8 protein-coding genes and 1 pseudogene are annotated in these 10,128 nt (G+C 54.4%); 2 read left to right on the forward strand and 7 right to left on the reverse strand.

What is annotated here, in order from left to right:
- The first annotated feature begins 424 nt into the window (after window positions 1-424).
- Window positions 425-757: a hypothetical protein gene (locus V7730_RS20480; RefSeq protein ID WP_335749424.1), complete on the forward strand. Its 333-nt coding sequence runs from the start codon at window positions 425-427 to the stop codon at window positions 755-757.
- A 257-nt stretch (window positions 758-1,014) separates the two neighbouring features.
- Here V7730_RS20480 and V7730_RS20485 read toward each other — a convergent pair whose 3' ends face one another.
- The 4 genes from V7730_RS20485 to V7730_RS20500 form a co-directional block, all read right to left on the reverse strand.
- Window positions 1,015-4,416 carry an ATP-binding protein gene (locus tag V7730_RS20485; RefSeq protein WP_335749425.1) on the reverse strand — a complete coding sequence of 1,134 codons (3,402 nt, stop codon included), beginning with the start codon at window positions 4,414-4,416 and terminating at the stop codon, window positions 1,015-1,017.
- 176 nt (window positions 4,417-4,592) lie between these two features.
- On the reverse strand, window positions 4,593-5,054 hold the full coding sequence (locus tag V7730_RS20490; protein WP_335749426.1) for a thiol-disulfide oxidoreductase DCC family protein: 462 nt from the start codon (window positions 5,052-5,054) through the stop codon (window positions 4,593-4,595).
- A gap of 313 nt (window positions 5,055-5,367) precedes the next feature.
- On the reverse strand, window positions 5,368-7,074 hold the full coding sequence (locus V7730_RS20495) for an adenylate/guanylate cyclase domain-containing protein (RefSeq protein ID WP_335749427.1): 1,707 nt from the start codon (window positions 7,072-7,074) through the stop codon (window positions 5,368-5,370).
- 275 nt (window positions 7,075-7,349) lie between these two features.
- Window positions 7,350-7,829 carry a DUF2461 family protein gene (locus V7730_RS20500; RefSeq protein WP_335749428.1) on the reverse strand — a complete coding sequence of 160 codons (480 nt, stop codon included), beginning with the start codon at window positions 7,827-7,829 and terminating at the stop codon, window positions 7,350-7,352.
- On the opposite strand from V7730_RS20500, the pseudogene V7730_RS20505 reads away from it, so the two are divergent.
- Window positions 7,818-8,524: pseudogene (locus tag V7730_RS20505) on the forward strand (IS6 family transposase). The gene V7730_RS20500 and the pseudogene V7730_RS20505 sit on opposite strands and share 12 nt — an antisense overlap.
- A gap of 54 nt (window positions 8,525-8,578) precedes the next feature.
- Here V7730_RS20505 and V7730_RS20510 read toward each other — a convergent pair.
- The 3 genes from V7730_RS20510 to V7730_RS20520 form a co-directional block, all read right to left on the reverse strand.
- Window positions 8,579-9,046 carry a pentapeptide repeat-containing protein gene (locus V7730_RS20510; RefSeq protein ID WP_335749429.1) on the reverse strand — a complete coding sequence of 156 codons (468 nt, stop codon included), beginning with the start codon at window positions 9,044-9,046 and terminating at the stop codon, window positions 8,579-8,581.
- Between the two features lie 66 nt (window positions 9,047-9,112).
- On the reverse strand, window positions 9,113-9,397 hold the full coding sequence (locus V7730_RS20515; protein WP_335749431.1) for a TFIIB-type zinc ribbon-containing protein: 285 nt from the start codon (window positions 9,395-9,397) through the stop codon (window positions 9,113-9,115).
- Between the two features lie 294 nt (window positions 9,398-9,691).
- Window positions 9,692-10,128, reverse strand: a 437-nt coding sequence (locus tag V7730_RS20520) for an SLC13 family permease (protein WP_335749430.1), incomplete at its 5' end; no start/stop codon positions are given.

A 10,128-nucleotide genomic window follows, 5' to 3' on the forward strand; every position in this document is an offset into this window, starting at 1 on the left:
CGTTCGGGTTGGATACATCTTAGCACGCTGTCCAATTTTGCCGGACCACTTCATGTCATTGAAAAATATGGAGGCGAGTAGGAGAATCGAACTCCTGTACACGGATTTGCAATCCGCCTGCTGCATTGAATAATAAAGATAAAATTGTAAACGCACACCATTTTCGATCTAATTAGATCAATATCTTACCTTCAAACTGTAAACTGTTCATGGTTATATGGCTGGCAGGGAAACAGCCAAAAGCAGACATTGGTCACCGATCATCGTTCTGCGATGCCGCTTCCTCATTCGTCGTTCACACACGGCGTAGCATTTTCACTGGTTCAATACCTTCTGTGCGGACCTACAAAGCTTGGTTCGTATTACGCTGATAGTAATTGGCGCACTTGTGTGGATGTCATAATTTAGCCAATAAGCTGGGCTTATGTTGAATTTCTGGATGCCAGTTACGATACTCGTTTTATCTTTGACACCCTATAGTGGTGTGGGCGCTCAGGAAGGCTTGTCTTCGCTGGGAGCAATCGGCGGTGCTCGCGCCTACTGGGGCAACGACATCGAATTTGGCGAAACACGCTTCACATTGCATGGTGTGACCTGTCCCGATCCGACAACTGAGGATGGAAAGCGCGCGAAGGCTTTAGCCGATACGTTCCTCCGGATGCGTGGCATAATGAGATGCGAAACGTCGAATGGCTCAGGTGACTGCGTACATCGCTCGCCGAGTGGCATCCGCAATCTGTTCGAGGTCATGCTGTAAACCGGATTTTGTTGGGCTGGTGGAACTTGAAGTAGGAGCGACGTCCGTTCATCAACCGTGTGCGCACGTCCGAAAGCTTTGGTCAGACTCAGGCGACGTGAACACTACGTGACGGCAACGTTCAGAAGGGCGGATTGCGGTCATTCGCTGCGGTCGCGAGATAACAACTCAAAAATTTTTAAGCCGACGTTGGTAAGGCCCCATGGCTGGCTGGCTCAGCAAAAACGAGGTGTCACAGCAATCCTTCGAAAGTCGAGTTATGTTGCCAATTCTGCGAGCAATTCGCGGGCCGTCGCCTGATCTTCGGGGCAGTCTCCCTCTGCGATGCTGTCATGGACGGGTTGGAGGAGAGCGATCGCCTTAGTAGTTTTTCCCTGATCTCGCCAAAGGCCTGCCAGATCGATGGCCGCGCGCAGTTCATTGAGTTTTGCTCCCTGCTGTCGCGCGACAGCAAGGGCAGTGCAAAGGTGCTTTTCGGCAGCTTTACCGTCGTCATCAACCTTGGCCAAAGCCGCATACAGTCGATGAAGGTCGGACAATGCATACGTTTCGCCTGTTTCTCGCATCATTTCATCTGCCATCTCAGCAAGTCTGTCCGCATGATATCTGAGGCCCAGAGCCAGCGCGCGCCGAGCTGCCGAAATCCGTTGCATTGGTGCAAAAGCCCTGGTTTTCATGGCGTTCATTTTTGCATCTATCTGATAGTACCTATCGATCGCCGAAGCGTCGCCGTTGCTGGCATTGAGTAACTCCTGACCAATCGCTGCGATGCCCTGCCAGATCGCCAGCTTGTGCTCTTCGGCAATAGGTTTCAAAGCAGACACATGGCGATTCAAAGCAATTTCGTCGTTAGATGTGATGGCGACATAAGCGAGGTGGGCGTGCATGAAGCAGATAGAGTTGATGTGATCCGATACCAGAGCCGCTTTTTCCGCTTGTAGTGCGTGGTGTTGAGATTTCCGGGTATTAGATAAAAAAGCGGCGTTCCATGAGGCATACAAGTGTGCTGACATACCCAGATCCTGACCAAACCTGCTGGCGCTACCTTTATGTTTAATTGGGTCTAACAACGCCAGAGACTGATCAAAAAATGGTTGAGCTTCCGTAAACCTTCCCGTCATCATGTGAGCAATTCCAACAAACCGTGTTGCCGCGCATGATACCGCCGTGTCGCCTGATGTCTCACTCAGACGCAAAAGCTCTTGTGCCTTCGGCAAGGCTTCAGCGTGTTCCGCCTTGACATACATTCCGGCCCAAAGAGCATAGAGGGCTACCAGACGCAGCGGCGTGTCGCCAACCATATCAGCCAAGTCCAGAGCGCGTTCCAAGGCCTCTTTTGTCTCGTCCGCAGTGTAACCACTGCCCTGCAAGCAGGCGACGCCGAGTTGAACCTGCAATTGCAAGGCCTGTTCGGCCACGGCAGTATCTCCGTGCTTGATCTGCGGCGAGAGTAGCAATATCGCGCGACGAAAGTTGGAAATACCTTCCTTGAATGCCGGGAGAGCTATGGCGGCTTTGCCCGCGGCGTCCCAGAGATTGATGGCACGGTCGGTGAGGTTGGCGGCCTCGGCGTGAACTGCCAGTACTTCGGGCGCAGTGTCTGGATCCGTTTCCAGCGCTGTCAATATGCGGGAATGGATCGCCCTGCGCCGTTCTTTCAACTGGCTTTCATAGGCGGCGTCCCGCACGAGTGCGTGTTTGAACAGATAGGTCGCCTCGGGGGGCAGGCCACGCCGGTAAATCAATTCAGCTTTGATCAGACCCTCAAGTGCTGTTGTCAGTTCTGCATCCGGTAGGTGCGAGATTTTCGCAAGCAACCAGTGGCTGAATTCGCGCCCAATGCAAGATGCTGTCTGCGCCACTTCCTTGATCGGCTGCAGCCGGTCGAGGCGGGCCATCAGGCTGTCATGCAGCGTGGTGGGGATGGCGATGGTGCTCAGCGGCCCGTTCAGAACCAGCCGATCACCGTCTTGCCTGAGTGCGCCGGATTCCAGAATTGTCTTGGTCAGTTCTTCGACAAACAGCGGCACACCATCGGTGCGCTGTGCGATAATCTCCATGATCTCATCCGGCAGCACCTTGCCGTCGGTCAGCTTTGACACGATGCTGCCGATCTGCTCCTTGCCCAGCCGGTTCAGCGAAAACCGTGTCACGATCGGGTGCCCGCCAAAGCCATATTCGAACGTGGGTCGCGCCGTCGCGAGGATCATGATCGGCTGTTCTGAAACAGCGTCCAGAAGCTGGTCAAGAAGTTCAAGCGATGTAGGGTCGATCCAATGCAAGTCTTCGTAGACCACCAGCACGGGTTTAGTCTTTGCCTGACGCACCAGCAGATCGGTTAAGGCCTGCATGGTCTGCGCCCGTTGTTGTGCGGGCGTCAGGTTCAAAGTCCCATATCGAGCGGCCCCGTCCAGCCCCATCATAGGCGCAATCAGTTTCAGCGTATCGTGGCCCTCGCTAAGCAGGGCCTCCAGCTTGTCCAGTCTGGCATCCAATCCATCCACCGATGTGAACCCCGCAGCAAACGCGATCTGCTGGATGACCGGGTGGAATGCGCTATCGGCATGATAGGGGGAGCATTGATAGGTGATGCGCGCATGGTCGTCTTGCGACATCGCGTCGATCACCGCGCGTGTGATCCGGGACTTGCCGATGCCCGCCTCACCACTGACGATAACCATCTGGCCTTGATCGGAGCGGGCCAGAGCCCAGCGTTCGAGCATCAGTTCGATCTCGCGGTCCCGCCCGACGATAGGGGTCAGAGTTCCCGACTGGCGCGCCGCAAAGCGGCTTTCTTGAACCGCCTCTCCCTCGACGAAAAATGCCTCGACCGGTTCCCCTACGCCTTTTAACTCCTGCTGTCCAATTGACTTTAGTCGATAGGTGCTGCCCAGCAGACGTTGTGTTTCTGCCGGTAGCACAAGCTGGTTTGGGCGCGCCACGCCTTGCAATCGTGCAGCAAGATTAGGCGTCTCGCCGACAACTGCAGCTTCTTGCGTTGCACCGCTGCCGATCAGGTCACCGACGATCACAACGCCAGTGGCGACGCCGATCCGGGTTGCAAGCGCCGTGCCGTCTGGCGCAGACGTCTTCTTTACGTTCTCGATAATAGCCAGTCCCGCACGCACGGCGCGTTCCGCATCATCCTCATTCGCGCGTGGCCAGCCAAAATAGCACAGCACGCCGTCGCCCATGAACTTGGCGACAAATCCCTCATAACGGCTCACCACGCCTGCAACGAGGTTCTGGTACCCGGTGATGACATCGCGCATGTCCTCGGCATCAATCCGCGTTGCCATTTCGGTTGACCCGACAAGATCGACGAACATAACCGTCAGGTGGCGGCGCTCTGCGTCGGACGGTGTGACCGGTTGGTTATTTGGTTGGGGTTTTCCGATCGGCGCTGTTGACGCTTCGACAGTCTCTGAACCGTCGATCTCCATCATGGCTTTGATGGCACTGCTTGCCCTTCGCCGAGGGCCGACAGGCAAACCAATTTCTTTCAGGTCGTCATCGGTTAAATCCGCAAGATCCGAAAACTGAACCTCTGCTTCAGCAAATGCCGAAGCGAATTTTTCCAGGCCCAGTTCAACAAGCCAGCTTTGAATGTCCTGCAACTTAATCTCCTGCCCGGTGCCGATGTCGGGAGCCGACGACATTCCGATCCATTACGCTAACCTGATCTGAAGTTTCGCACCATGCCTTTAGCTTTGGTCAGACTGGTCACCGGTCGCTCCCTTCGCGCATCCTTGGCGGCCATAATTTTGCAAAGGCAGCTTTCTGCGTTGGGCCGAGATTGGTCCTTTGAACGCTTGGCGTATATCGCCCGTAATGCTCAGGTCATCAGTCTTCGGCGCAGCTTATCGTCGGGCGTAGCGCACATGTCGGACTTGCCGAAGCGATACCGATTGTGCGCTATACGGCGATATATCCATTCTTGTAGCCCTCGCGGGAGAACGCGTAACAGGCTGGCGAGCCTTGCTGCACCGCCTAAGCGCTCGCCAATCCGGATGATCGCTTCCATACTGGACCATGCTTGCCCGTTTTCGATAAAGAGCCAGGTCTCAGGGTCCACCGGGTCCAGTCCGTAATGACGCACGAGAGCATCGCCGGTTTTTGACTGGGCGGGGCAGAGGCGGAACGTCTCAGCTTTATCCAGTTTCGCGATTGTGCGCGCACCCCAGGAGCAAAGTGCGCAGTCGCCGTCCATGACCGCTATTTGACCACTGTCGTCGAAGGCAGGAACGGCTGGATCCTCTCGATACGAATAGGCTGTTCTCTCTGCAAGTGCTGCCATTCTACTCTCCACAGTTCTTTGGACCCAGCATGCGTCGTTTCGTAAGAAACGACAACAGTGGGCGAGCGTGATCCGCAAATGCCAGTTTGGCGATACAAACTATAATGGCAGCGTCGTCCGCGTTGCGTGAATTCATCCGTCTCCCAATTTTGGGGTTGCGACGAATGTCTCCTATGGCGGGCCGCACTGCGGCATCGCAATCCTATGCTGAAGGTCGCCAATGGGCCGATTAAGCAGGGCAAGCGTTGGTCAATCACGATGGTTGTGCTGCATCGCGTACGGCGGTTGCGAGATCAAAAGAAAGCCTTGCCACCTATTCTTCTGGAACACCAGCACGCTGCAAGCCTTCGAGAAATCCTTGATGCCGAGAGTGTGTTGCCGGAGGCATGCTGTTGATCACCCGTTCAATCGTTAAAACCGGATAGCTTTGCATTAGCGATGCAAGCGCATCTTCAGCTTCTTCCCAACGGCCTGCGTTGGCGCAAAAACTCGCCAAGTCACGGTATGCCCAAGTCACACCCGGCCCTGCCGTCAGGCCCAGTTTCACAAGTCGGATCGCTTCATCATAATCTGCAACCAGTCCTTTCGCGTAACCACGCCCGAAATGGATGTTGAACAAGAATGGATCACGCGGACTCAGGGCTTCTGCACGATCAAACGCCGCCAGACCAGCTTCCACATCTTTGCGGTAGACATGGTTCCATCCCAGGCGCATCCATCCCCATGCCGAGTTCGGATCGAACGACAGTGCCCGTTCCAACATCTGACCTGCGCGGTCGTGATCCAGGCCGGTCATGCCCAGTGCCGCTGCAATCGCCACGAGAGAAGGGGCGTGGTCGCCCGCAGAAAGCGCAGCGGTCTCAGCATCGCTTTTTGCATTCTCGCGTGAGATTAGGGGAGTTTCGCTCCACATGTAGGTCGCCTGTTGGGCATAGGCCCAGGCTCTGAGCGCTTGGGCGCGGACGTCATTGCGATCCTTCTCCATCGCAGTGCTCAAAAGGGTGATCGCGCGCTCGTTCTCGTCGCTTCTGTGGGCCCAAAAATGGGGAAAAGCGCTCATATAGAGTTCGTATGCTCTGCGTTCCATTGGTGCGACAGCGCGCGCTGCGGCTATCTCTGATGCTCGGATCGACGGCGAAATGGCACCTGCTACATGGGACGCAATGCGATCCTGCAGGTCGAATAGGTCCTGCAGATTGTCATCGTAGCGCTGAGACCAAAGATTTGCGCCCGTGATGGTAGAAGCAAGCTGCACCGAAATGCGTACACGTGCACCGGCGCGCCGGATGGTCCCGGTAACGACATAGCGGGCTCCAAGTTCGCGACCGACCTTCCGAACCTCAACAACTCGTCCTTTGAAACTAAATGCTGACTGCCGGGCAATGACTGATATGTCTCCGACGCTTGAAAGTGCAGAAGTGATCTCGTCCACAACACCATCGGCGAAGAACTCATCCGCCCCACCAATGTCTTCGAACGGCATAACCACAACGGCGGGTGGGACGCTATTGGATTGAACGGGTGTTTCGGTTTCCGTCCCGATCATCCAAATTTCTAAGGCATCCGGCATGTTTTTGACCGCTATTTCACCGATTGAGGTCATGCTGCATTTGATCTGGTGCTTGACCTGATCCCGCATGGCCCGCGACAGGCAAACGCCTCCAATAGGGGAAATCGCTTCTAATCTTGCTGCGATGTTCACAGCATCACCGAGAATATCGTCATCGATGGCAACAACGTCACCGATGTGCGCACCGATCCTGAAGCGCAGCCTTTCTTCTTTGGGCCGATCCAAATCGCGGCTGGCCATTGCCTCTTGTATAGCCAGTGCAGCACGCATCGCCTCCACCGGTGACTGGAACTCGGCCAGAAACCCATCCCCCATTGTTTTGATCACGCGACCGCCAGCTTCTTCCACGACGGGGTTCACCACCTCTGACCAAATCGCTTTCAGTCGAGAAATCACTTCCTCTTCATCCGCTGCCATCAGGCGAGAGTAAGCTGCGAGGTCAGCGGCCATTATTGTGGTCAAACGTCTGATCGTCGTGACTCCAGTGATAGGATCAGTTTGAGGACTGCGACAGTTCATGGCAATAGTAGAGTGCAGTGCGACGAGGTCGCTTCGTCCGCTGACCGACGTTCATGCCTGCAAAATGCTGCACAAGGTACCAATGTCAGCAAAGCGAAAGCTGCATCGCGGCAAAAGCCGACCCATCGAATGTCTTCTGTGGGCCGAAGATGCTGGTGTTTAGTAAGAACTAAACCGCAAATCATCAAAAATCCTTGGAACGACAATCACTCAAAATACCTGACCAGCGGGCTGGCTGAGCGAAAGATGTCAATCAATTGCTCAATCACGTCGTCTTCCAGCAGAAGCGCATCTGGCAGATCCTTGTGGCATCCTAAGCCGACCATTTTCAAATACTTTGCGGCCGGATCGTTATTGTCAAAACCGTCTGGAACAGTATTCAGGGCTTTGCGTGTGACAATTCCGTCTGCAAACACCTCTTTGAATTCCGGCTCGTTCACGAGCTCTTTAATTCCCTGCGGGTCGTCAACCACGCGTCTGCGCAGGCTTGCAAGTGCTGCCTTCGAGGGATGAAAAAGCCCAGCCCCTGCGTGGCAATTCCCGGACACTATATGCAAGTAATATCCGACGTTCTCAGATGGGTTACCCGTGTTGGCGAATACGTCAACATCCGTGCGGGCACTGTCAGAGGAAACTGGCTTGAGCCAAGCGGGGTGGCCGTTTCGCGTCTCCGGATGACAAAACACAGCCCCTTCCGCTATTTCAAGACGAGCCCCGAGATCATCCGCTTAGCCGTGATGATGTATGTTCGGTTTCCGCTTTCGCTTCGCAACGTGTAGGACCTTCTGAACGAACGCGGCATCGACATCAGCCACGAAACGGTTCGATTTGGTGGAACAGATTTGGCCCGCTGTTTGCTGCAGAAATCCGCAAGAAAAGAGTCAGCCAGATGCGCGCATATTCGAACTGGCAATGGCACCTGGACGAGGTGTTCGTGAAGATTAACGGCGAGACGCACTATCTTTGGCGGGCTGTGGATCACGAAGGGGAAGTCCTGGAAAGCTTCGTTACGAAGCGCCGTGATCGCAAGGCCGCATTGAAATTCCTAAGAAAAACAATGAAACGTCATGGTCGCCCACATATCTTCGTCACCGACAAGCTACGTTCCTACGGCGCGGCGATGAAGGAGATCGGCAACGCTGATCGGCAAGAAACCGGCCGCTGGCAAAACAACAGGGCTGAAAATTCACACCAGCCATTTCGACGAAGAGAGCGGGCCATGCTTCGATTTAGGCGGATGCGAACTTTACAGAAATTCGTCGCCGTTCACGGCTCAGTCCACAACCATTTCAACGCGGAGCGCCATCTATACAACCGATCAAATTTCAAGCTGAACCGCGCCGCCGCTCTGGCCGAGTGGCGCGGCCTCTGCGCAGTCTAACAGATTGAGATCTCTGGAGAACAGAGACTGGTTCGCATTTGTCTGACAGCACCATCAATCCCCATCGGATATTCTTCTGCACAAACAGTTGCAGTCTGAATTGTCCATTAAATCGTTGGGCATCTGGGTATTGCAAAGCAGTGCCGGTTGAAGGTCAGTATTCTCCAACAAGGCACCCTCAAACACAGCGCCGCGCAAATCGGCACCTTCAAAGGATACATTGATAAGGGTTGCACCGGTAAAACTTGCACCTCGCAGGTTGGCAGACGCAAAATTCACGTCTCGCAACACAGACCCATTAAAGACCGCGATACTGAGTTGAGCCGCGTGAAAATCAACCGCGCTCAGGCGTGTTTCCTTGAGGTTTATTCCCATCAATCTGAGTTCGGAAAAATCCACGTCTTCGAAGCTGCACCCCCTGCAATCTCCGAGCAATCGCATTTCTTCCGACATGTCGGCGTCTTGGGCGTAAGCGTAGTTAGCTATCACAAACATTATCATGACAATTGCCGTTTTTATCATTTTTGATCTCGAGTCCGCTCACGCGCAGCTGTTTCATTTCAGGCCTCACAAAACTTATTTGGCCGTTCAAAAATCGAATAGCTCACCCAGAAGGAACCCGCGCCGCTTATTCCGTGGCTTGTCACGTTCACTGCGATGGTCATCATCGTCCCAGTCGCGATCCCCAGCGCCACGTGTGCTTGTCCCGCGTGAAGTTGGGCTCGCTGCTTGCGGCGCTGGTGCAGCGCGTTCGATAATTTTGTCAAGTTCACCCCGGTCCAGCCAAACCCCACGGCACGTTGGGCAGTAATCAATTTCGACACCGCTGCGATCAGTCATCACCAGGGTTTCGCCATCAACTGGACACTTCATCGTATTTTTGAACCTTTGGTTTGGGGTTAAGGCTGTCGGAGGACTATTTGGTTCAGTTAAAGCAGTCGAATCGGGATTATCCGTTCGATCCATTTCAAGTGTTCCTCATTTTTCTCGCGCGCTTCTCATTAATCTAATTGGCTACTGCTCTTTGAATTTCAATGACGTCACCGGGACGTAGGCGTTGTTTTGCTGATTCCGGAAAGCCCGTTTCACCCTATTGTTCCGGCACCAAAATTTCGCTTTGAGTCGAGACAAACTTGCTTGATGGCAAACTAACGCTGATAATTTTTTTCAGGGTACCAGTGGCCAAATGAGCGGGATCAGCAACACCGTCGCTGTCCCGATAATGATGTTCATCGGAATACCTACCTTGAGGAAATCAGTGAATTTGTACCCTCCAGCGATATAGACGAGCGTATTGGTCTGGTAGCCGATTGGCGTTGCAAAGCTTGCACTTGCACCAAACATCACGGCCACAACGAAAGGACGCGGGTCAAGGCCAAGCTGGATTGCAACGCCCGCAGAGATCGGTGCCAGCAGGACGGCGACGGCGTTGTTGGTGACCAGTTCCGTAAGGATCGATGTCAGGGCATAGACCAGCGCAAGTGCGACGATCGGTTGGACCGTCGACAGAAGCGGCGATACCTTGGCCACAATCAGCGCAAGCGCCCCAGAATTGTCCAATGCGCTCCCCAATGTCAGCATCGAGACGATCAGCAACAGCAACC

It is taken from the genome of Sulfitobacter sp. (assembly GCF_036961165.1).
In the GTDB taxonomy this organism is placed as follows: domain Bacteria; phylum Pseudomonadota; class Alphaproteobacteria; order Rhodobacterales; family Rhodobacteraceae; genus Sulfitobacter.